This window comes from Hoeflea sp. BAL378 (genome assembly GCF_000759435.1).
Lineage (GTDB): Bacteria > Pseudomonadota > Alphaproteobacteria > Rhizobiales > Rhizobiaceae > Hoeflea.
Genome location: NZ_JRJG01000038.1, coordinates 56,063 through 78,388, shown reverse-complemented (window position 1 = coordinate 78,388; position 22,326 = coordinate 56,063). Strand labels below are relative to the sequence as shown.

Sequence of the window (22,326 nt, the reverse complement as noted above, 5' to 3'; positions counted from 1 at the left end):
GCTAGGAAAAGTGCTCCACGACCGCCTTGACCCTGGTGTGGCCGAGAACGGCCTCTTCGCCGAGATCGAATCCCTGACCGGAATTTTTCCAGCCTCCGAATGGGAGCGCCATGTCCAGCGCGTTGTGAACATTCACCCAGACCGAGCCGGCCTTGATGCCGCGCCTCATCTTGCGGATCTTGCGCGTGTCGTTGCTCCAGATGCTGGCGCCGAGCCCGAACTCGGTGTCATTGGCCAGCAGCAACGCCTCTTCCTCCGTCTTGAACGACGCGGCCACGAGAACCGGGCCGAAGATCTCTTCGGCCACAGGCGTCATGCGGGATGTCACATCCGCCAGGATCGTCGGCTCGAAATAGGCGCCCGGATGATCCGGGCGTCCGCCTCCGGTCACCAGCCGCGCGCCTTCTGATTTTCCGGCCTCAACCAGTTGAAGCACGCGATCGCGGTGCCCAAGATTGGTGAGCGGTCCCATCTGCGTCTCCGCCAGCAAAGGCGAACCCAGCCGGATGGAGCGTGCGATTTCGGCGACGCCCTCGACAACCTCGTCGTACCGGTTGGCATGGACATAGAGGCGCGAGCCGGCGCAGCAGTTCTGGCCGTGATTGGCGAATATCCCCCACGCGGCCGCCGGAATCACCACGGCGGGATCGGCATCCTCCAGCACGATGAAAGGTGACTTTCCCCCCAGTTCCAGGCTGACGGACTTGAACTGCGAGGCCGCGGCTTCCGCGATGCGCCTTCCGGTTCCGGTGGAACCGGTGAAGGAGATCTTGTCGACGTCCGGGTGCCGCACCAGTGCCGCGCCGACCTGGGATCCGCTTCCGGTCAGGACATTGACGACCCCGTCCGGGATGCCCGCTTCCGTCGCCAGCTCCGCCAGGCGCAACGCGGTCAGCGGCGTCTGCGGTGACGGCTTGAGCACGACCGTACATCCGGCGGCAAGTGCCGGTGCGATCTTCCAGATCGCGATCCCGAGCGCAACGTTCCAGGGCACGATCGCCGCAACGACGCCGATCGGCTCGCGGTAGGTGTAGCCATCGAACTCGCCGCGGGGAATGTACGGAATCGACAGCGGCAGCGTGGCGCCCTTGATCTTGGTCGCCATTCCGGCCATGTACCGCAACACCAGGATCGAATGCTCGATGTCAATCCCACGGGTATTGGTCAGCAACCTGCCGGACTCGATCGAGGCGATCTCCGAGATCTCGCGGCTGTTCTGCTGCAGCAGGTCCGCCAGGCGCAGCAGGCAGGCCTCGCGCTCGTGCGGACGCCTTTGCGCCCAGACTCCCTCGAGCGCCTTGCGCGCGGCGGCCACCGCAAGGTCGACGTCAGCGAGGGTGGCGTCCGTGGCGGTGGAGACCGTTCGACCTGTGGTGGCGTCAACGATGTCGTAGCGCTCTTCGCCCAGCACCATCTTGCCGTCGATAAAGACGCCGTGCTCCCGGTTCAGGAAGGACCGGGCCTCCGCGCTCAGCAATTCCAGATCATTTTCAAAATGCTTCATTCTCGGCTTCCTGTTCGGTCGCGTCGGCGTACAGCCCGGAGTTCCCTCTCGCCGCTGCGACAAGCTTCTTCGTGTAGGCGTGTTGCGGGTTGGTGAAGATGTCTTCCACGGGACCCTGTTCGACGATCTCGCCCCGGTACATCACCAGGGTCCGGTCGCAGATGTGGCGGACAACGGCGAGGTCGTGCGAGATCAGCAGAAGCGAGAACGATGCCTGCTTGCGAAGCTCCCTGAGCAATTCCAGGATCTGCGCCTGCACCGACACGTCCAGGCCCGAGACGATCTCGTCGGCAATCAGCAGGCGCGGATTGGAACACAGCGCCCGCGCGATGTTGACGCGTTGCTTCTGCCCTCCGGAAAGCTGGTCGGGGAAGCGGTCGATCATGTCCGGCGGCAGCATGACCTTGGCCAGCAGGTCCTTGGCCAGTTGCTTGCGGGCCGACGCGGACAGCCCGCTGCCCCGGCACTCCAGGCTCTGCGTCACGAGACTGCCGATCCGGCGACGCGGATTGAGGGCGGATTGCGGGTCCTGGAAGACAAGCTGGACCCGATCGAAAAATCTCTCGCGCGGCGTCGTGGCGCGGTCCATGCCGACGACGTCGAGAACGCCGGCTGTGATGTCTTCCAGACCGACAATGAGTTTCGTCAGCGTGCTCTTTCCGGACCCGCTTTCACCGACGATGCCGACGAATTCGCGTTCACGAACCTCGAAATCCAGCCCCCGCAATGCCTCGACCCGGCGCACCCGGCCGAGCCAATCGTGCTGGCGATAGGCCTTCCCGAGCCCCGTCGCCTTCATCACCAGATCGGCTCCCAGCACGGTGTTCTCGTCGTCTGCCTTGAGCGGAGGCGGCGTGATCGTTTCTGTCCGCTCCGGCCAATGGCACGCGCTGCGATGCCCGGCGGATATTTCGCTCAACGGAGGCGGCGTACCGATGCAAAGGTCGCCGGCGATGGGACAGCGCGGCGTGAACTTGCAGCCGGCCATGGCGGTGCGTTCCAGCGGGCTCGGCATCGCCTTTGGCAGGATCATCAGACGGGTTTTCGGGCCCGCCAGGTTCGGAGTGGCCAGGTTCAGGCAGCGGGAATAGGGATGCCTGGGCTCATTGATGATGCTGCGAGCCTCGCCCCTCTCGACGATTTGCCCGGCATACAGCACCGCGACATCGTCGCACACTTCGGCGGCAAGCTGCAGGTCGTGCGTAATGAACAGCACGGATGTGTTGTGGGCTTCGCGCATCTTCGCGATGAGGTCGATGACCTTCAACTGGACGGTGACATCGAGGGCCGTCGTCGGTTCATCGGCGATGACAAGGCGGGGGTTGGAGGCGAAGGCCATCGCGATCAGGACCCGCTGCAGCATGCCGCCCGAGAGCTGATGGGTGTAGTTTTTCAGAAGCTCCCCCGGACGGTTCAGCCCCACTTCGGTGAAGAGTTCGATCGCCCGCTGTTCACGCTTTCGCGCACTTCCGATCCCGATACGTGCAAGATGGCGACCCACCTGCTGGCCGATCGTCAACGTCGGATTGAGCGCCGTCATCGGCTCCTGCGGAATGAAGCCGATGTCCCGGCCGAGCAGGTCCCGGCGCGTCTTCGCGGTCATATCCGTCAGCGTCAGGCCGTCGAACTCGATCGAGCCGCGGGAAATCGCGAGCCCCACCGGCAGGGTGTCGGCGATGGCGCTGCCGATCATCGACTTGCCGGCGCCCGATTCACCGATGACCCCGAGGATCTTGCCCGGAGCGATCGCCAGGTCGACGCCATTCAGGATCTTGTCGCCAGTCCCCAGCGAAATATCGAGATCCCTGATGTGGAGAATGTTCCGCTCTGTCATCGATCAGGCGCCCCGATTTGCGGTGTGACGCGGGTCAAGCGTCCGTCGCAGGCCATCGCCGAAAAGGTTGAAGCTCAGGACCGTCACAAAGATCGCAAAGATCGGCAGGGCCAGCCCCCAGGGCGCGTCGTACATGTCAATCCGCGCATCTGCGATCATCTGGCCCCAGGCCGGCACGTCGGACGGCACGCCCATTCCGACAAAGGAAAGGATCGCCTCGACGACGACCGAAATCCCCATCTGCAGGCTGAGCAGGGTGATCAGCATCGGCAGCGTCGCCGGGAGGATCTCCTTGACGATCACCCGCGCATGCGAGAAGCCGATGAGACGGGCGAAGGCGACATAGTCCTGCCCCCGCACCACCTGCACCTCGCTGCGCAACACACGGCAGAAACGGGTCCAGTCGACCAGCACAATCGCCAGGATGACCTTGTCGGTCCCGACCCCCAGGCCGATGATCAGGAGCATCGACAGCACCACCGGTGGAAACGACAGCCAGACCTCCACGGTCCGGCTGATGATCCAGTCGACCCAGCCGCCGAAATATCCCGCCAGATGGGCGAAGAAGGCGCCCAGGATCATGGCGCCGAAGGACGCGGCGGCCGCGACGGTCATGGCCGTTCTGGCGCCGTAGATGAGACGGGAGAGCGTGTCGCGGCCAAGACTGTCGGTGCCTAGGAGATGCTCCGCCGAGCCGTCCGCGGACCAGACCGGCGGGGCCAGGATATAGAGAAGCTCCTGGTCATTGGGATGGTACGGGGCAAGCCATGGGGCGAAGAGGGCGCACAGGAGGATAAGCCCAGCAACGCTTCCCCCGATCAGAAGGCTCAGATCCGGCAGACGAAACGAAATGCGCATCATCCGGTCCTCAGCTTCGGGTTCAATAGATACGCGGCGGCATCTGCGAGCGAATTGAAGATCAGCGTGGTGGCGCAATAGATCAGGGCAATGGCCATGATCACCGACAGATCGGCCGTCTGCATGGCTTTCACCATCAGATTGCCGAGCCCGGGAAAGGAGAAGATCATTTCGACAAGCAGCGTGCCGCCGAACAGGCTGCCGAACTGGGTTCCGACCAGGATGACCACCGGCAAGATGGCATTCTTCAGCGCCTGGCCGAAAAGGATCTCGCGGTCGCTCAACCCGCGAAGCCGGGCCTGGCGGATATAGCTCTGCTGATAGGTGTTGATCAGGCTCGAATGCAGCACGCGGACAATGGTCGGGGAAAACGCCAGTCCCAGCGCCATGACCGGAAGCGCGATGTGCCTGAGGGCGCTTGCGAAGATCCCGATATCGCCGGTCAGCAGCGAATCCAGCAGCAGGAACCCGGTCTGGGCGGGAACCTGAAGACCCGGATCAAGGCGTCCATTCACCGGAAAGATGGGCAGCAACACCCCGAACAGCAGGATGAACAGCAGAGCGAGCAGAAAATCGGGCAGGGCCATGACCGCCGAGGTGAGCGTCATTCCAACGGATTCAAAAGGCGTGCCGCGGGCCGAGAAAAGCAGAATTCCGCCAACCGTCCCCACGAAAACGGCAAGGATCAGCGAGCAGATCACCAGTTCGATCGTGGCAGGCAGACGTTCGAAAACCACGCTCGACGTCGGCATCCTGTACTGGGCGGACTCGCCCAGATCCCCGGCCACCGCCCGCTTGAACCAGATCGCATACTGCTCCCAGATGGGCTTGTTCAAACCCATCTGTTCGCGCTTCTCCTCGACCTGCTGGATCGTTGCCGACGGCGGGAGAGACATCTGAGCCGGATCGACGGGCAGGATTCTCAATGCCCCAAAGACGAGGATCGTCACGATGGCGAAAACAGGGACGATCGCCATGAGCCTTCGGCCGATGACGCGGATGACTGCTTTGATCAAGACCCATCTCCATAGCGCCGAAACGGCCCGTCATCGCCGCCCTTGGCGATGACGGGCCTCTGGTGAATGCAACTTATTCGGAGGTGATCGCGCCGGGCCGGATCAAACCGTTGGCCCAGGGCGTCAGCGCGATGCCCTTTCTATAGCCAATGGTCTGGATGGCCTGGAGCAGGGGAATCATCGCCCCTTCGTTGATGAGGTACTTGTTGAGTTCTTCGTAGCCCTTGATGCGCTTGTCGTAGTCCGGCTCCTTGAGGAGCGGCTTGACCATGGCGGTGACTTCCGGGGTCCGGTAGGTGGAAAAGGGCAGGTCCGCGTCAAACATGTTCCCGGCGAAAATCTCCGGATCCCCGGTTCCGTTCTCCCAGACGAAGAGCGAGGCGTCGGGAAGCTTGCCCGAGGCATTGAGGTCGTACCACTGCGCTTCGGTGATGACGGTCAGATTGGCCTTGATCCCCACCTTTTCCCACATCGTCACGATGGCGCGGGCGATGTCGTAGTCGCCGGGAAACTGGCCGTTGGTCGTGGCGAAGTCGAGGCTGACGGGATTGTCCGGGCTGTAGCCCGAAGCCGCAAGCAGTTCCTTGGCCTTCTCCGGGTCGTGGTCGAAATGGAAGTCCGGCGGGAAGCTTGGCATGCCGGGAATGGTCGGCACGTCGATCGTGACGGCGTCGCCGCCAAAGAACGCTTTCGACAGGAGCTTCTTGTCGACCGCGTGGTGCGCGGCGAGGCGAATGTTCTTGTCCGCGAACGTACCGTCGGCCCGAATGGTGACATAGATGATGCGCGCGATCGGATTGGCGACCGCATTGTAGTTGCCGCTTTGCTTCAAGCGCTTGACGTCACGGATCGACAGCTCCGTTGCGATGTCGACGGTGCCCGATTCAAGGGCGGCAAGACGGGCCGTCGGATCCGGGATGATTTCGAATGTCAGTTGCTTGATGGAAGGCAACTCGCCCCAGTAATCGTCCCGGCGCGTCAGGACGATGCGGCTGTCCCGCTTGTACTCCTTGAGCACATAGGGACCGGATCCCATCGGGTCGGTCTGGAGACCCTTTACGCCGACCTTCTCCGCATAGGCTTTCGAGACGATGTAGCTGGTGCTGAAACTGAGCCATTGCGGAGCCGTCGGGAACGGTTTCGAGAACCGCATGATCGCCTCGGTCGGGGAGACCACCTCGATGTCCGAAACGGCGCCGAAGCCGACGACAAGGTCGATCTCGTCGCCATTCGCGACGCGCTCATAATAGGTGTAGCGAAAGTCTTCCGCCGTCATCGGCGTTCCGTCCGAGAATGTCACATCGTCACGGAGCTTGACATGCATGCTCATGGCGTCGTCCGCCATTGTCCACTCGGTCAGCAGCCCGGGCTGGAGCGTGAGGTCGTGAGCCTGGTCGATGGGTTGGTCGAAAACGGTTTTCAGGATCGTTTGCGGGTCGGGCGCCAGCCGCTGGTTGGGATCCCAGGTGACCGGGTCGGTCATCCACGCAATCGAGACATTCTCGATGTCGTCCGCGAATGCAAGACCCGGCCGAACGAGCAGTGCACAGCCGGCGACGCCGGCGAGTTTCATAAACAGACGCCTGTCGATCTCATTCATCTTGGAACCCCTCTTGTTCGTTCTAGCGTTCTGATTGCTGCCCTGGGCGGACCGCCTTTGTATCGGTGTGGGCCCGGAGGCCTGTCATGCAAACCACATCCAAGCTCCGCTGCCCTCACCTTCACCTCAGCAAGCGCGGGTGCACTGCGTGCGCCGCGCACAGGACCTGACGCGACGACGAGCATCGTCCGCAACCGGTCCGGAAAGGTGCCCTGCAGGCGCGCTTGCCGTCACGCCGTCAGCGGTCATTGCACCGCGCTGGTCGGCGCTGTCTCGAACCGCATGTCCCGGCCTTTCGCAGTCGTGGCGACGCCGTCGCAGGCTGGTTTCCCTGACACGCGACTTGAAATCCGCTGGCGCCGCCGTCCGCGAAAACCGCGTGTCGGGCGCGCCCAATCTGACCCAGAGAAATCGTCAACTTCGTTCCACCAGTTTTTGGTTGTTGAAGAAAGACTACGTTGCCGCTAATCTAGCGTCCATACCAATTCAGGCCATTATTTGTGCGGAATCGGCAATGTTTCCGCTATTTCGGACCTGTCGTCACACTCTCGCCCATGAAATCAAAACCATGCCCTTGCATTTTTTCATATATAAAGGAGATTTCGGCAGGAGGGTATCGGCATGAGTGGCATCAAAACGAAAATGACGGCTTCAGGACCCAGGCCTGGCAGGCGCGCTGGAACCCGCAACGCGACCGTGCGCTGTTTTTTCCTCGATATGATCATCAGCGAAATGAATGGCGGCTCGCCCGAATGTGTCCATGTCCTGACCAGGTTCAAGCTGAAGGACAGCAAGCCCCTCAATCCCTACGCAACCTACCCGCTCAAATCCTATGTCGAGTTCTTCGAAGAGGCTGCAAGGGCACTGCACAGACCCCATCTCGGCCTGGAGCTGGGACAGAATTTCAGGCTTTGGGAAATCGGCCCGGTCTATCCCCTTCTGGCGACGGCTCCGACGCTCAGGGAAGCGCTCGGCGTGTTTTCGCGGTTTCAGGCGAGCTGGCAAACGCACACGACCCTCAACATCGAGCGGGGGTTCGAGGAGACGAAATACAGCTACGTGATCGACGACATGGACATCTGGCCACGCGTCCAGGATGCGGAGAATGCAATAGGCGGCCTGTGCGCGCTCACCCGGCAGCTTCTCTCCGAGCGCTGGAGCCCCGTCGAAGTCTGCTTCGAGCACGACATCACCGGACGCCAAGAGCCGCTCGAACGGTTCTTCCGCTGTCCCGTCAGGGGCAACAATGAGTCCAACAGCATTCTCCTGCGTGACGCGGAGCTCGACCGGCCGATGCATGCCTGGGTCAATTCCAACGCCCCTGCGCGGGCGATTGTCGAGATGCACCTTTTCGATCTCCTTCGACCGCCGGAAGATACGTTTCAGCCGATCCATGAACGGCTGTCCCGACTGATCGACCAGCGGCTGGGCAGGGAGAGCGTGGATCTGGAGGCCCTGGCCGAGAAGCTCGGCATAGCGCCCCGGACGCTTCGCCGCCAACTGGGCACCTTCGGAACCAGCTTCAGCGAAGTGCTCAACCGCCAACGTCGAAAGAAGGCGGAAATGCTGCTGAGCACCGGAACGATCAAGCTCAGCCAGTTGGCGACCCATCTCGGTTACGCAAACCAGTCTGCCTTCTCGAGAGCGTTCCGCGAGTGGACAGGCGAACCACCCATCGCCGCCCTGCGCCGGGCGCGGCGCAGCGGCGCCGTCGGCGACAATGATGAGGCCGGTGCAGACGAACAGGGCACTTGAGCACAAGGCGTCCCTGTTCAAGGCCGTTGATGCCACGGAAGGGCTGGCACAGGCCCATTCAAGCAGGATGACCGCGCCTAAGCTGAATTCCGGCGTTCAGGACGAAAGCGGTGTTGGCCTCTGAAACCGCCGCTCCGCAGATTCTGTTTTTGTGCGGTTGGATACGGCATATTAAATCATGCGCAACGCGCGATAATGAGACCAAGCAGTATGAGAGGTTGTGCGATTCTGTCGCGGAGCGGTGCATCAAAGGTGGTGCAGAGATCAATGAGTGAAATCAGCGAGACAACGGCCAATGGCTCCCCGCAGCCCGATGCGGAAGAGAGCCATCTGGTTCTTGACAATTTTCAGGCGACCGTCCGCAAGATCAGGCCAGATGACAGTGGGCTTCTGTACCAACTGACGGTGAGTGTGTTCTGGCCGCACCGCGACCGTGACCTCGATCTGTTCATCTCGCTCGGCCACGGATATCTCGCGATTGACGAGATCGGCCGGCCGATGGGCTCGGCGATGTATTTCCCGATGGGCGACGATTTTTCCATGTTCGGCATGATGATCACCGCTCCGCGCCTGCAAACGCAGGGCGCCGGGCGCTGGCTGCTGAGCCAGATCATGGCCGATTGCGCCGGCAGCGATCTGCGCCTGAACGCCACGCGCGCCGCATATTGGCTCTACGAAACCGAAGGATTCGTACCGGTCGCCACGATCTGGCAGCATCAGGGGATTGCGCGCGACATTCATCTGCCGACCCCTGTTGCCGGTATCGAGACCCGAGTCATGTGCGCGGCCGACACGCCGGCGATCCTCGCACTTGACGGTCCCGCCTTCGGGGCAGACCGATCCCGGATCCTGACGGTCCTGCTCGGTCTGTCCGAAGGCCGCGTCGCGGTTCGCGATGGCGAGATCGTCGGTTACGCTCTGATACGGCACTTCGGACGCGGCAAGGTGATCGGGCCGGTGATCGCAGAAGATGAGCGGATCGCAATGCAGTTGATCGCCCCTTTGATTCAGGCGAATGTCGGCACCTTCCTTCGGCTGGATGTCCCACTGCGAAACGAGCTGTTTGCAAGCTTCCTCGCAGCGTCGGGAATGGGGATCTACGATACCGTCACGGAGATGCGGATCGGTCCGCAGCGCCGCGCCACAGAGGGCGCCCAGTTGTTCGGTCTGTCGGCCCATTCGCTGGGATAAAGCGCGCCCACCGGGATGCACAGGGGATGCATCCGCGCCATCGCGCAAGGGGATCCGGGGGAAATCAGGACAGCCGGTCCTTGAGACCGAACCACAATCCGACCAGGGGCAGGAACCAGGGCTTGCCGGAATGCGCCGGGATTGCCGGCCAGTCGAGACCGGCCAGCGGGTTGGTGTCCGCCCGTCCCATCGCCATGTCGGCCAGGCTTTGGCCGATCAGCGTCGACATCTGCGCGCCGTGGCCCGAATAGCCCATGCCGTAGATCAGCCCGTCATGCTCGCCCGCGCGGGGATAGCGGTCCTTCGTCATCCCGACGAGACCGCCCCAGCAGTAATCGATGGGGACATCGGCCAGGTGCGGGAAGATCCGCGCCAGCCCTTCGCGCAGAATCCTGCCCGATTTTTCATCCGAGCGCTGGTCCGACACCGCCGAAAACCGCGCGCGGCCGCCGAAAATGAGGCGGTTGTCCGGCGACAGGCGGAAATAATTGCCGATATTCATCGACGTGACACAGTTGCGGTTGCCGGGCATCGTCACGGCGATTTCCCCGGGCGTCAGCGGGCGGGTTGCGATGATGAACGACCCCACCGGGATGATGCGCCGCCGGAACCAGTGGAAAGGCGCCGTCTTGATCTGCCCGGTATAGGCGCCCGTGGCCAGGATGACCCGCTCTGCGCGGAGCCTGCCTTTCGGCGTGGTCAGCTCCCAGGCCGAGCCGGCCCGGGCACGGGCCTGCACCGGGGCGCCTTCCCATATCTGGGCGCCGTGGCGATGGGCGGCATCGGCGAGCCCCCTGGCATAGCGGCCCATGTGCATCATCGCCGCCTTTTCATAGAGCATCCCCCCATGGAAGGCCTGCGAGCCGATCTCACCGGGCAGATCGGACGCGTCGATCCAGCGCGTGTCCGCATCGACCTCCGTGTGGATCAGTTCGAAATTGGCCCGCAGCCCCGCGACATGGCCCGGTTTCGAGGCGAGCTTCAGCTTGCCCGCCCGACGGAAATTGCAGTCGATCCCTTCTTCAGTGATCACCTCTTCGATCATGTCGATGGATCGGTCGAAGGCGCGATAGAGCGCATACGCCCGCTCGGCGCCCAGATGCGCCTTCGCCTCGGCATAGCCATGGGCGATGCCATTGTTGAGATGGCCGCCGTTGCGGCCCGAACCGCCGGCGCCGATCCTGTCCGCTTCCAGCAGGGCGACCCGCACGCCGGCGCGCGCCATCTTGCGGGCGGCGTTGAGGCCGGTGAAGCCGCCGCCGATGACCGCGACATCGAAACTCCCCTCGACCCGCCCGCTTTGGGCCTGGTCGAAGGGGGCGGAGCTGTCATGCCAATAGGATGTGAACTTCATCCGGCCCTCCGGGAATGGAGGACTAGAGCCCGACGACGCCGGGAAGGCCGGAAATGTCGGCAATCTCGGTGTAGCCGTAATAGGGATTTGCCGGCTCGTGACCGCGGTTCACCCAGACCTTGTTCTTGATCCCGAGATCGTGCGCGGTCATCAGGTCGTAGCGGAAGCTCGACGAGACATGCAGCACATCTTCCGGGCCGCACCCGAGCTGGTCGAACATATATTCGAACGCGCGCATCTGCGGCTTGTAGGCGCCCGCACTTTCAGCCGTGAAGACATGGGCGATCGGGGCGCCCAGCTTGGCGATATTGTGGGGAATCTGCGCGTTCATGGAATTGGTCAGCGCCACAAGCGGAAATTCCTTGGCGACCTTGGCAAGGCCCGCCGGCACGTCGGGATGCGGTCCCCAGGTCGGAATGCGGTTGGAGATGTCCTCGGCGACCGCCGGATCGAAGGCGACGCCGTTGCGCTTGCAGGTGCGTTCGAGCGCGTTGTGGACGACCTCGCCAAAGGGTTTCCAGGCGCCCAGCACTTCGTCCAGCCGGTAGGCCGTGAAATTCTTGATGAAGACCTCCATCTTCTCGGGCGAAAGCTGGCCGGCATAGTGGTCGCGCGCGGCGCCGCCCATGTCGAAGAAGATCATGGTTCCGTGGCAGTCGAAGGTGATGAATTTCGGACGAAAGGTCATAGGTCTCTCCGTGAGGTCTTGTCTGCCTCCAGCATCGCCTGTTCGGGGCGACAGGGCGTGCCGCGTTTGTCTGTTTCGTCGCAGATAATTCCGTTTCCAGCAAGCCAACCGGCATCCGATGCCGTCGGGGGAGCGGCTTCGGCGGCTCCTGCCACGGCCTTCGCAGCACACTTGCAGGGCGCCTTGCCGGCGCGCCCGCGACCGATGGACAAGGACATTCCGATGATGCGTTTAGCGCCGCTCGACACCGCGCCTGCAGGGGCATCGCATCAGCAAAGCCCCACGCCTGAACGGCTCATTGCGGGCAATGCCGCCTTCGCGATTTGGATCGTCGCCAACTGAGGAACCTGCCTATGTCTGCTGAAAAGCTCCTGTCCGACCTGGTCGGATTTGCCTCGGTCGTCGGCACCCCGAACCTGACCGTGATGGCCTTCGTTCGCGAGTATCTCGCCAGCCACGGCATTTCCTGCCGCATCTTGCCGGGCCCGGAGGGAGATCGCGCCAACCTGTTTGCCACCATCGGCGACGCGTCCAGGCCCGGTTACGTCCTGTCAGGCCATGTGGACGTGGTGCCGGCGGGCGAACCCGAGTGGCTGGCCGATTCTTTCCTGCTGCGCACGGACGGCGAACGGCTGATCGGGCGCGGCGCCTGCGACATGAAGGGATTTGTCGCGGCCGTGCTTGCGGCGGCGCCTGGATTGGCCGCGATGGACCTGGCCGCGCCGGTCCATATTGCCCTGTCCTATGACGAGGAGGCAGGCTGCAAGGGCGTGCCGCATCTACTGGCAGCACTTCCCGAACTGTGCGCGCCGCCGCTCGGCGCGATCATCGGCGAGCCGACGGGGCTGGTGCCGGTGCTCGCGCACAAGGGCAAGGCCGCCGTCCGGCTGAGCGCCAGGGGCATATCCGGCCACAGCTCCCGCCCCGATCTCGGGCGGAACGCGATTCATGCGCTTGTTCCGGTCCTGGCGGAGGCGATCGTCCAGGCCGAGGCGCTCAAGGGCGGGCCGCAGGATGCGCGCTTCGCCCCGCCCTGTTCGACGCTGCAGATCGGCACCGTCGCGGGAGGCCAGGCCGTCAACATCATTCCCGACCGGGCCGAGGCGCGGCTGGAGGCGCGGGCCATTGCCGGCGTCGACCCCCGGACGCTACTGGAGCCCGTGATTGCGAAGGCCGCGGAGATGGGCGTGGAGAGCGAGATACTCTCCTCCTATCCGGCGTTGGCGCTGGATGCCGCTGCGCCGCTTGCGGCCCTCGCCGAAGCGGTCTCCGGCCACGCCCCGCTCGGCGCGGTCAGCTTCGGCACGGAAGCGGGGCTGTTCCAGCAGGCGGGCATCCCGGCCATCATCTGCGGTCCGGGCGATATCGCCCGGGCGCATCGCCCCGAGGAATACATCACCCGCGGCGAGCTGGAGAGCACCCGCGCCATGGTTCTGGCGCTCGGCCGGCACCTGTCGGCCTGAGCCGGATGCTGACGCGCGAATTTTCCTGCGGTCCGGACGGCCGGTGGCAAAGCAAACTGCCGTGTGATGCGGCAATCAGGGCAAACATGCCGAAGTCCATAACCTAGTGTCGATCCGGACAGGACGACCACCGGAGCTTTCATGACCCGCGCTGCATCCCGGCACACTGTGTTTCACGCGTTCACCGCCGCGCGCCTGCGCATATCGGCATGTTCCGCGGTGAGGCACGGACCGATGACGCCTTGCCGTCGGGTTCGCCGCCGGGCGGCGGCCCGAGGGTCTGTGCGCCCTGCCTCTACCTGATTGCCGAATATCCAACTTTTCCTTTGTGTCACAGGCCTTGGGCTCATTCTGCGGAGACTGACATGCTTTCCAACTCCCTTGTCGAACTCGACCGGCGCCATCTGATCCACCCGGTATCCTCGTTTCGCGGTCATGAGACGCGTGGTGTTCGTGTTCTCACCGGCGGCAAGGGCGCGACAGTGACCGATGCCGAGGGCCGCGAACTGATCGACGGTTTTGCGGGTCTTTGGTGCGTGAACGCCGGCTATGGTCAGGAAAGCGTGGTCGAGGCCGCCGCCGAACAGATGCGCAACCTGTCCTATGCGACGGGCTATTTCGATCTGGGCGCCGAAGCGCCCATCCGGCTGGCCGCCGCTCTGGCCGAGCGTGCGCCGGGTGATCTCAACCATGTCTATTTCACCTTGGGCGGATCGGACGCGGTCGACAGCACCATCCGTTTCGTGCGTTATTACTGGCATTCCAAGGGCCAGCCGAGCCGCGACCAGTTCATCTCGGTGGAGCAGGGCTACCACGGCTCGACCACGATGGGCGCGGGGCTGACCGCGTTGCCGGGCTTCCATGAAGGCTTCGGCGTGCCCTATAGCTGGCAGCACAAGATTTCGTCACACTATCTCTATCGCAACCCGCTAGGCGGCAATCCGCAGGCGGTGATCGACGCCTCCGTCGCCGAACTGAAGGCAAAGATCGCCGGGATCGGCGAAGATCGCGTCGCCGCCTTCTACGTGGAGCCGATCCAGGGCTCGGGCGGCGTGCTGGTCCCGCCCAAGGGTTGGATCAAGGCGATGCGGGATGTCTGCGCCGAGGCGGGCATCCTGTTCATCGCCGACGAGGTGATCACCGGTTTTGGCCGCACCGGGCCGCTCTTCGCCAGCTCTGACGAGGACATCGTGCCGGACCTGATGACCATCGCCAAGGGGTTGACCTCGGGCTACGCGCCGATGGGCGCGGTGTTGATGTCCGATCATGTCTACGAGACCATTGCAGACGGCGCGGGCGCCAAGGCGGTCGGCCACGGCTTCACCTACTCGGCGCATCCGGTCTCGGCCGCGGTCGCGCTGGCGGTTCTGGCGCTCTATGATGGCGGGCTGCTGGACAACGGCCGCAAGGCCGGCGCGCGGCTGATGGAGGGGCTCGAAACCCTGCGCGACCATCCCCTGGTGGGCGACGTGCGCGGGCGCGGCATGCTGGGCGCCGTCGAACTCGTCACCGACAAGGACAAGAAGACGCCGCTGCCGGCGGCGCTGCAGCCCGCGACCCGGCTGTTTGACCGCGCCTGGGAGCAGGGACTGGTGATCCGGTCATTCGCGCAGGGCGTCTTCGGCTATGCGCCGCCGCTGTGCTGCACACTGGACGAAATCGACGCCATCGTCGACCGCACCCGCAAGGTCCTGGACCTGACGCTGGAAGATCCGGAAATCCGCGCGATCCTGGGCTGACGGGGCCGCTATCGCAAAGGGTCGCCGATGGCGCCGCAGTGCGCGCGCGCACCCTTTCCCGGGCAAATGAACAACGGAGATGCGCCTCGATCCGGTCCGGAATTAACCGGACCCGGCATCGGGCCCGCTGAGTGCCGTCGCCGGAGCGTCTGACGCTTCCCAGTCCTGCGGATGTCGCGGCGGGTGGCGCAGGGCGGATCGGACGCCGCTCCTGCCGGGCCCGCTATTCCAGACTCGCCCCGGGGTGCCTGACTGACCTCGCACGGAGCGGCAGCAGCTTTTACCGGGTCGGAACCGTTGTGCGGTTCCCCGGCACGCCCCGCAATTCACAGTTTCCATCTGTCATCGCCGCGGCAGCGACCAGGCTTCAGGGTGGCCCGGGTCCCCCGCCCTGCCGCATGTCTTGCGGCCGTCGATCCTGGGCGCGGCGGGCGAGGCGACAGTCCGGGTGGAGCGAAATACCGCCGAACACCCGATTTCGGAAGAATCTGCTGCGGATCCACCCCGTTTCGGAGAAATTAACAGGATCGCCGGGATGAAACTGAAGTGGATGGGAACGGTGAAAACACCGAAACAAAAAAACAAATAGGGGACGTCGACCCTGTTGCGGATGCAAAACGCACCCGATGGGCGGTCTGAACCCCAGGCAAAAGGCAATGCCGCCAAGCGCGGCCGATTGCAGAGAGGACTGCCGCGATGGTGAGAGAACCCGCCGTAAAACCACTGACCGCATTTTCCTACGTCACATTTGATGTGGTGGGCACGTTGATCGACTTCGAGGGTGCGATCAAGGGCGGGCTGGCCGAAATCGCCGCGCTCGAGGGCCGTGAGATCGATGGCGAGGCCGCGCTCTCGGTCTATCGTGACGCCCGCTACGAGCCGGGGGCGGGGCGCTACCCGGACGATCTGGGGCGCTGCTATTCGAAGATCGCGGCGGCCTTCGATCTGCCCGACACGGAAGCGTATCGCCAGTTGATGATTGACCGGGTCGGCGACGCCAGCCCGTTCCCGGACTCGGTTGCGGCGATGATGAAGCTCAAGGCCCGCTACAAGCTCATCGCCATGACCAACGCGCGCCGCTGGGCCTTCGAGAAATATGAGGCAAAGCTGGGTTTTCCGTTCTGGGCAGGCTTCACCACGGACGATACCGGCACCGAAAAGCCCGACCCGGCCTTCTTTCACCAGGTCTTCGAGCATGTTGCGAAGGATGGCGGCGACAAGGATGATATCCTGCACACGGCGCAAAGCCAGTATCACGACATCGGGATATCGCGGGCGCTCGGCATGACCAACGCCTGGATCCAGCGCCGCCACGCGCAGGCCGGCTACGGCGCCACGATCGAGCCGGAGGCTTTCACCGAGCCCGACTATCATTTTCACGCGCTGATCGAGCTGGCCGACGCCGCCGAAGAGGCGTTTGACGTCTGAATTTACCACCGCCCGGACCGCCAGGAGAAGCAACCGGGCCCCTAGCAACAGGAAAGCCGCAATGACCAATAAAATTCCTACCAATTGGACTGGCCGTGATGATGCGATGGTCGAACATGCAATCCGCCGGGGTGCGTCGCGCCGCGAGCTTTTGAAAATGATGCTGGCTTCCGGCGTCGGCATCGCCGCGGGAGGCTCGCTGCTGTTGAGTGCGGGCCGCGCTGTCGCAGCGACCCCGGTCTCCGGCGGCCATCTGAAGGCGGCCGGCTGGTCGTCCTCCACGGCCGATACGCTCGATCCGGCGAAGGCCTCGCTGTCGACCGACTATGTGCGCTGCTGCGCCTTCTACAACCGCCTGACCTTCCTCAACGAGGCAGGCGAGGTCGAGATGGAGCTGGCCGACAGCATTTCGACCGATGACGCCGTGACCTGGGAGGTCAAGCTGAAGAAAGGCGTTCTGTTCCACGACGGCCATACGCTGAATTCCGATGACGTCATCTATTCGCTCAAGCGTCATCTCGACGAGGCCGTCGGCTCCAAGGTCAACTCGATCGCCAAGCAGATCACCGAAGTCTCGAAGCTGGACGACACCACGGTCAAGATCGTGCTCGCCACGGCCAACGCCGATCTGCCGACGATCCTTGCGCTGCACCACTTCATGATCATCGCCGACGGCACCACCGATTTCGCCAAGGCCAACGGCACCGGCGCCTTCCTCTGCGAGACCTTCGAGCCGGGCGTGAAATCCGTCGCGGTGAAGAATCCGAACTACTTCAAGTCCGAAGGCCCCTATCTCGACAGTTTCGAGTTCTTCGCGATCACCGACAACAATGCCCGCGTCAATGCGCTCCTGTCGGGCGATATTCATCTGGCCGCCGCGATCAACCCCCGTTCCTTGCGCATGCTCGAAGGTCACGACACGGTGCGCACCTCGGTCTCGACCTCGGGCAATTACACCGACCTCAACATCCGTCTCGACCTGGATCCGGGCAGCAAGGCGGGCTTCATCGAAGGCATGAAATACCTGATCGACCGCGAGGCGATCCAGAAATCGGTGCTCCGCGGCTTTGCCGAAATCGGCAATGACCAGCCCATTTCGGCGGCGAGCCGCTATCACAACCCGAACCTGAAGCCGAGGGACTACGATCCCGAGCGTGCGAAAAGCCTGTTCGACAAGGCGGGTCTTCTCGGCCAGACGATCCCTGTCATTGCCTCCGAGGCCGCAGGCTCCTCGGTGGATATGGCGGTCGTCGTGCAGCAGGCCGGCGCCCAGATCGGCATGAACCTCGACGTGCAGCGCATGCCTTCGGACGGCTACTGGTCGAACTACTGGCTGAAGGCGCCGGTCCACTTCGGCAACATCAACCCCCGCCCGACCCCCGACATCCTGTTCTCTCTGCTCTATGCCTCGGATGCGCCCTGGAACGAAAGCCAGTACAAATCGGAGAAATTCGATAAGATGATGGTCGAAGCCCGCGGTGCGCTGGACGAAACCAAGCGGACCGAGATCTATTGGGAAATGCAGGAGATGATCTCCAACGACGCCGGCACGGTCATTCCCGCCTACATCTCGAATGTCGATGCAGTCTCGTCGAAACTGGGCGGGCTGAAATCGAACCCGCTCGGCGGCATGATGGGGTATGTTTTCGCCGAGCACGTCTGGCTGGAAGCCTGATCCCTGACCATAGCGATCCGCGGGAGCCACAGGCTTCCCGCGGATCCATCCGCAACAGGAAGGTGTCATTTGCCCGCTTCGTTCATCCCCTATTTCCTGGTCGCCCAGCGCCTAGGAATTGCACTGATCACATTGGTCATCGTGTCGTTCGCGGTGTTCTTTGCCACCGACCTCCTGCCCGGAGACGTTGCCCAGATCCTGCTGGGACAGGCGGCGACGCCGGAAGCCGTGGCCGGGCTGCGCGAAGCGATGGGGTTGAACGAGCCCGCGATCTACCGGTTCCTGTCGTGGCTGGCGGGGCTGGCCACGGGGGACCTTGGAACCTCCTACGTTAACAACATGCCGGTCAGTCAGTTGATCGGAGGCCGGTTGATCAGTTCGCTCAAACTGGCCGGCGTGACCACGCTGTTTACCGTACCGATCGCCCTGAGCCTGGGGATCGGCGCCGCCATGGCGCGCGGCTCCCTCTTCGATCGGGTCGTATCCATCCTGACGATCTCGGTGATTTCAGTCCCCGAATTCATGATCGCCACCCTCGCCGTGCTGATCTTCGCGGTCTGGCTCGGCTGGTTGCCGGCCCTGAGCTACGGCGTGGAGGTGGACTCCTGGGGCGCCATGCTGCGCGGCTATGCGATGCCCGTCATCACCCTGAGCTGCGTTGTCTCGGCGCAGATGATCCGGATGACCCGCGCTGCGGTGATCGACACGATCAACACGCCCTATGTCGAGATGGCCCTGCTCAAGGGCGCCTCGCGCAGCCGGATGGTGCTCAGGCACGCCCTGCCCAATGCCCTGGGCCCGATTGCGAACGCGGTCGCCCTGTCGTTGAGCTACCTGGTCGGCGGCGTGATCATCGTCGAGACCATTTTCAACTATCCCGGCATCGCCAAACTGATGGTCGACGCCGTCTCGACCCGTGATCTGCCGCTGATCCAGTCCTGCGCGATGATCTTCTGCATCAGTTACCTGTCGCTGATCACGCTGGCGGACATGATTGCCATCCTTGCAAACCCGAGGCTACGTCACTGATGACCGAGAAGATGCTCACTCTCCGACTGCCGACGCCGCGCAATCTCGGGTATTCCTTCAACTGGATCGGCCGCATCGGCCTGACGATCATCGTCCTGTGGGCGCTGGTGGCGATCTTCGCTCCCTGGCTGACGCCCTATCCCATCGGCGAGATCGTCGACTGGGACTATTTCGGCCCGATGAGCCACCAGTTCTGGCTGGGCACCGACTATCTGGGCCGGGATATGCTGTCGCGCATCCTGATGAGCGCGCGCTACACAGTCGGCATCTCGCTCGCTTCGGTGACGCTCGCCTGCACCACCGGCGTGATTTTCGGGATGGCGGCGGCGGTGATCGGCGGCTGGTTCGACATCCTCCTGTCGCGCATGCTCGATGCGTTCAACGGCATCCCGTCGCTATTGTTCGGGCTCGTCGTGGTCGCGGCCGTGGGCTCGTCCATTCCGGTGCTGATCCTGACGCTCGCCGCGATCTACCTGCCCGGCGCCTATCGCTTTGCGCGGGCTTTGGCGGTCAATGTCAACACGATGGATTTCGTCACCGTCGCCCGGGCCCGCGGCGAGCGCACGTCTTATCTGATCCTGCACGAGATCTTCCCCAACATCATCGGTCCGGTCCTGGCCGATCTGGGGCTCCGCTTCGTCTTCATCGTCCTGGTGCTGTCCGGGCTGTCCTTCCTCGGTCTGGGCGTTCAGCCGCCCAATGCCGACTGGGGCGCATTGGTGCGTGAGAATATCGAGGGCCTGTCCCTCAGTTCCCCCGCGGTGGTCTTCCCCTCGATCGCGATCGCCTCGCTGACCATTTCAGTCAACATGTTCATCGACAACCTTCCCATCAAGATCCGCGACAGGAGCGAATGATGACTGACATTCCCCTCGTTTCCGTCCGCGATCTGACGATCGGCGCCACCACAGATGCCGGCCGCAGGGTGCAAATCATCAGGGGCGTCAGTTTCGATATCGCGCCGGGTGAGATCGTCGCGCTGATCGGCGAATCCGGATCCGGCAAAACCACCATCGCGCTGTCTCTGATGGGCCATACCCGCACCGGCTGTGAAATCACCGGCGGCCATATTCGCGTGGGAACCAGCGACATCACCGCGATGAATGAGAAAGCCCGCGCGAACCTGCGCGGGACAGCGGTGTCCTATGTGCCGCAATCGGCCGCGGCGGCCTTCAATCCGAGCCAGCGCCTGATGCAGCAGGTGATCGAGATTTCGGCGATCCACAAGCTGATGTCACGATCCGAGGCGGAGAAAAAGGCGGTCGGCCTGTTCAGGGCCCTGGCGCTGCCCGATCCGGAAAACATCGGCAATCGCTATCCGCACCAGGTCTCCGGCGGACAGTTGCAGCGGCTGTCGGCGGCGATGGCGCTGATCGGCGATCCGCAGCTCGTGATTTTCGATGAACCCACCACCGCGCTCGATGTCACCACCCAGATCGAGGTGTTGCGCGCCTTCAAGTCGGTGATGGCAAAGGGCGGCATATCCGGCGTCTATGTCAGTCACGATCTCGCCGTTGTGGCCCAGATCGCCGACCGGCTCATCGTGCTCAAGAACGGTGAAATCCAGGAAGAGGGTGCCACGCAGCAGATCCTGGATGCTCCCGCCCATCCCTATACCAAGGAGTTGCTGGCTGCGTTCAAGCCGGTGACCCAGGTCCACGCCGCCTTCGAACGCGATCCCAAGGAGCAGCCGGTCATCGAGGTCGACGGGCTGTTTGCGGGCTACGGCCTGGTGATGAACGGCGAGCCGCAGATCAAGATCCTCAAGAATGTGAGCTTCAAGCTGGAGCGCGGCCGCAACCTGGGCGTGATCGGCGAATCCGGTTCGGGAAAGTCGACCCTGGCGCGGGCCATCGCCGGGATCGTCCCGGCCTATGGGGGCCATATCCTGTTCGACGGCAAGAAACAGCAGCTCGCGCTTGCGGATCGCTCGAAGGAGGATCTGCGCATCATGCAGATCGTGTTCCAGCTTGCCGATACGGCGCTCAACCCGGCGCATTCGATCGAGCGAATCCTCGGTCGGCCCCTCACCTTCTATCACGGCATGACCGGACGGGCGCGGGAAGCGCGGGTGATCGAACTGCTCGACATGGTGCGTCTGCCCGCCGCGCTGCGACACCGTCTGCCCGGGGAACTCTCCGGGGGGCAGAAACAGCGGATCAATCTTGCCCGGGCGCTTGCCGCAGAACCGGAGTTGATCCTGTGCGACGAAATCACGTCGGCGCTCGATTCGGTGGTGGCGGCCGCCATCCTCGACCTCCTCAAGGAACTGCAGCGCGAACTCAGGCTGAGCTACATCTTCATCAGCCATGACCTGTCGACGGTCCAGGCGATCTGTCAGGATGTCCTGGTGATGTACAAGGGCGAAGTCGTCGAGGCGCTCCCTGCGGCGCGGATGGCGTCCGATGCCCGGCATCCCTATTCGCGGCTGCTGATTTCCTCGGTGCCGCAACTCGATACCGGCTGGCTCTCGGGCCTGGAGCAGGACCCGGAACTGCTCGCCGCATTCTCGAACCGCTGACATCCAGCCATGGGCGTCCGCCCGGCGCCAATCAGATCCGGTCGGCGAAAAGCCGCGTCAGCGGGAGCTGGTTCTTGACGAAGGGGGTCTTGATCACGACGAAGCTGAAATATTTGTCGATCCCGGCATCGCGGTCGATAAGCCCTTCGATGATGTTCTGATAGTCGCTGATTCCCGACACCACGAACTTGACCAGGTAGTCGTAGCCGCCGGAAATCAAATGGCACTCGACACAGCTATCGATGTTGCCCACCGCTTCCTGGAAGCGGGCAAAGTCGATCTGGCGATGGTTTTTCAGCGTGAATTCGGTAAAGACGGTCAAGGTCTCGCCGAGCTTGGCGACGTCGATCTGGCCGGTGTAGCCCGTGATATAACCCGCCTTCTGCAGCTTCTTCACCCGCATCAGACAGGGTGAGGGGGACAGGTTCACCCGCTCCGCCAGGTCGACATTCGTGATCCGGCCATTGCGCTGCAATTCCGAGAGAATCTTGAGGTCGATCCGGTCCAGTTTGAGGCGGGCATTCATCTCTACGTCCTTCCGGCTCGGGCGGCGCTGAATTCTCTGTGAGAAGGCGGAGCCCTCATGCTGTCAAGCCTATTTAACAGAAAATGCCGGATCGGTATCGGCATCCAGCACATGCCGCTCCTGCGGCGCGGGTAGTCTCCCGGCA

General features: G+C 63.3%; 18 protein-coding genes. 10 read left to right on the top strand and 8 right to left on the bottom strand.

Annotation, left to right across the window (positions count from 1 at the left end; genetic code table 11):
• Position 1 precedes the first annotated feature (1 nt).
• From LL06_RS10345 to LL06_RS10325, 5 genes are all read right to left on the bottom strand, one after another.
• On the bottom strand, positions 2–1,504 hold the full coding sequence (locus tag LL06_RS10345; protein ID WP_035525791.1) for an aldehyde dehydrogenase family protein: 1,503 nt from the start codon (positions 1,502–1,504) through the stop codon (positions 2–4).
• Positions 1,491–3,338 (bottom strand): ABC transporter ATP-binding protein, encoded by a 1,848-nt coding sequence (locus LL06_RS10340; RefSeq protein WP_052161394.1) that lies wholly within the window; start codon positions 3,336–3,338, stop codon positions 1,491–1,493. The genes LL06_RS10345 and LL06_RS10340 overlap by 14 nt, the downstream gene beginning before the upstream one ends.
• Before the next feature lie 3 nt (positions 3,339–3,341).
• Positions 3,342–4,196, bottom strand: coding sequence for an ABC transporter permease (locus tag LL06_RS10335; RefSeq protein WP_244447096.1), 855 nt, complete (start codon positions 4,194–4,196; stop codon positions 3,342–3,344).
• A complete protein-coding gene (locus tag LL06_RS10330) occupies positions 4,196–5,212 on the bottom strand; it encodes an ABC transporter permease (RefSeq protein ID WP_035525788.1) in 1,017 nt (338 codons plus the stop codon). The genes LL06_RS10335 and LL06_RS10330 overlap by 1 nt, the downstream gene beginning before the upstream one ends.
• A gap of 73 nt (positions 5,213–5,285) precedes the next feature.
• Positions 5,286–6,812: an ABC transporter substrate-binding protein gene (locus LL06_RS10325; RefSeq protein WP_081963871.1), complete on the bottom strand. Its 1,527-nt coding sequence runs from the start codon at positions 6,810–6,812 to the stop codon at positions 5,286–5,288.
• A gap of 717 nt (positions 6,813–7,529) precedes the next feature.
• Here LL06_RS10325 and LL06_RS10320 point away from each other — a divergent pair.
• Together LL06_RS10320 and LL06_RS10315 are read left to right on the top strand one after the other, a co-directional pair.
• Positions 7,530–8,567, top strand: a complete 1,038-nt coding sequence (locus LL06_RS10320) for an AraC family transcriptional regulator (RefSeq protein ID WP_052161391.1) — start codon at positions 7,530–7,532, stop codon at positions 8,565–8,567.
• Between the two features lie 267 nt (positions 8,568–8,834).
• The gene (locus LL06_RS10315) at positions 8,835–9,758 is read left to right on the top strand and encodes a GNAT family N-acetyltransferase (protein WP_052161390.1); all 924 of its coding nucleotides are present in this window, start codon (positions 8,835–8,837) and stop codon (positions 9,756–9,758) included.
• Between the two features lie 64 nt (positions 9,759–9,822).
• Here LL06_RS10315 and LL06_RS10310 read toward each other — a convergent pair whose 3' ends face one another.
• Entirely contained in the window at positions 9,823–11,112 is a 1,290-nt protein-coding gene (locus LL06_RS10310) for an FAD-binding oxidoreductase (RefSeq protein ID WP_035525786.1), read from the bottom strand.
• Positions 11,113–11,134: 22 nt separating this feature from the next.
• The gene (locus LL06_RS10305) at positions 11,135–11,800 is read right to left on the bottom strand and encodes a haloacid dehalogenase type II (RefSeq protein WP_035525783.1); all 666 of its coding nucleotides are present in this window, start codon (positions 11,798–11,800) and stop codon (positions 11,135–11,137) included.
• Between the two features lie 204 nt (positions 11,801–12,004).
• Between LL06_RS10305 and LL06_RS27650 the strand changes: the two genes are divergently transcribed.
• The 8 genes from LL06_RS27650 (at position 12,005) to LL06_RS10270 (ending at position 21,655) form a co-directional block, all read left to right on the top strand.
• Positions 12,005–12,142, top strand: a complete 138-nt coding sequence (locus LL06_RS27650) for a hypothetical protein (protein ID WP_161784960.1) — start codon at positions 12,005–12,007, stop codon at positions 12,140–12,142.
• 11 nt (positions 12,143–12,153) lie between these two features.
• A complete protein-coding gene (gene argE / locus LL06_RS10300; RefSeq protein ID WP_035525781.1) occupies positions 12,154–13,263 on the top strand; it encodes an acetylornithine deacetylase in 1,110 nt (369 codons plus the stop codon).
• Positions 13,264–13,628: 365 nt separating this feature from the next.
• Complete coding sequence (locus LL06_RS10295) at positions 13,629–15,002, top strand: aminotransferase class III-fold pyridoxal phosphate-dependent enzyme (RefSeq protein ID WP_035525778.1); 1,374 nt, start codon at positions 13,629–13,631, stop codon at positions 15,000–15,002.
• A 696-nt stretch (positions 15,003–15,698) separates the two neighbouring features.
• Positions 15,699–16,430 carry an HAD-IA family hydrolase gene (locus tag LL06_RS10290; RefSeq protein WP_035525776.1) on the top strand — a complete coding sequence of 244 codons (732 nt, stop codon included), beginning with the start codon at positions 15,699–15,701 and terminating at the stop codon, positions 16,428–16,430.
• Between the two features lie 61 nt (positions 16,431–16,491).
• A complete protein-coding gene (locus LL06_RS10285) occupies positions 16,492–18,105 on the top strand; it encodes an ABC transporter substrate-binding protein (protein WP_035525772.1) in 1,614 nt (537 codons plus the stop codon).
• A gap of 69 nt (positions 18,106–18,174) precedes the next feature.
• Positions 18,175–19,134, top strand: a complete 960-nt coding sequence (locus tag LL06_RS10280) for an ABC transporter permease (protein WP_081963867.1) — start codon at positions 18,175–18,177, stop codon at positions 19,132–19,134.
• On the top strand, positions 19,134–19,991 hold the full coding sequence (locus LL06_RS10275) for an ABC transporter permease (protein ID WP_052161389.1): 858 nt from the start codon (positions 19,134–19,136) through the stop codon (positions 19,989–19,991). Before LL06_RS10280 ends, LL06_RS10275 begins: the two co-directional genes overlap by 1 nt.
• Positions 19,991–21,655 (top strand): ABC transporter ATP-binding protein, encoded by a 1,665-nt coding sequence (locus LL06_RS10270; protein ID WP_035525769.1) that lies wholly within the window; start codon positions 19,991–19,993, stop codon positions 21,653–21,655. Before LL06_RS10275 ends, LL06_RS10270 begins: the two co-directional genes overlap by 1 nt.
• 31 nt (positions 21,656–21,686) lie before the next feature.
• Here LL06_RS10270 and LL06_RS10265 read toward each other — a convergent pair whose 3' ends face one another.
• Complete coding sequence (locus LL06_RS10265) at positions 21,687–22,181, bottom strand: Lrp/AsnC family transcriptional regulator (RefSeq protein WP_035525766.1); 495 nt, start codon at positions 22,179–22,181, stop codon at positions 21,687–21,689.
• Between the last annotated feature and the right edge of the window lie 145 nt (positions 22,182–22,326).

Coding starts and splice junctions, on each gene's coding strand:
- LL06_RS10345 (WP_035525791.1), bottom strand. CDS start 1,504: ATGAAGCATTTTGAAAATGATCTGGAATTGCTGAGCGCGGAGGCCCGG.
- LL06_RS10340 (WP_052161394.1), bottom strand. CDS start 3,338: ATGACAGAGCGGAACATTCTCCACATCAGGGATCTCGATATTTCGCTG.
- LL06_RS10335 (WP_244447096.1), bottom strand. CDS start 4,196: ATGCGCATTTCGTTTCGTCTGCCGGATCTGAGCCTTCTGATCGGGGGA.
- LL06_RS10325 (WP_081963871.1), bottom strand. CDS start 6,812: ATGAATGAGATCGACAGGCGTCTGTTTATGAAACTCGCCGGCGTCGCC.
- LL06_RS10320 (WP_052161391.1), top strand. CDS start 7,530: ATGATCATCAGCGAAATGAATGGCGGCTCGCCCGAATGTGTCCATGTC.
- LL06_RS10315 (WP_052161390.1), top strand. CDS start 8,835: ATGAGTGAAATCAGCGAGACAACGGCCAATGGCTCCCCGCAGCCCGAT.
- LL06_RS10310 (WP_035525786.1), bottom strand. CDS start 11,112: ATGAAGTTCACATCCTATTGGCATGACAGCTCCGCCCCCTTCGACCAG.
- LL06_RS10305 (WP_035525783.1), bottom strand. CDS start 11,800: ATGACCTTTCGTCCGAAATTCATCACCTTCGACTGCCACGGAACCATG.
- LL06_RS27650 (WP_161784960.1), top strand. CDS start 12,005: ATGGACAAGGACATTCCGATGATGCGTTTAGCGCCGCTCGACACCGCG.
- argE (WP_035525781.1), top strand. CDS start 12,154: ATGTCTGCTGAAAAGCTCCTGTCCGACCTGGTCGGATTTGCCTCGGTC.
- LL06_RS10295 (WP_035525778.1), top strand. CDS start 13,629: ATGCTTTCCAACTCCCTTGTCGAACTCGACCGGCGCCATCTGATCCAC.
- LL06_RS10290 (WP_035525776.1), top strand. CDS start 15,699: ATGGTGAGAGAACCCGCCGTAAAACCACTGACCGCATTTTCCTACGTC.
- LL06_RS10285 (WP_035525772.1), top strand. CDS start 16,492: ATGACCAATAAAATTCCTACCAATTGGACTGGCCGTGATGATGCGATG.
- LL06_RS10275 (WP_052161389.1), top strand. CDS start 19,134: ATGACCGAGAAGATGCTCACTCTCCGACTGCCGACGCCGCGCAATCTC.
- LL06_RS10270 (WP_035525769.1), top strand. CDS start 19,991: ATGACTGACATTCCCCTCGTTTCCGTCCGCGATCTGACGATCGGCGCC.
- LL06_RS10265 (WP_035525766.1), bottom strand. CDS start 22,181: ATGAATGCCCGCCTCAAACTGGACCGGATCGACCTCAAGATTCTCTCG.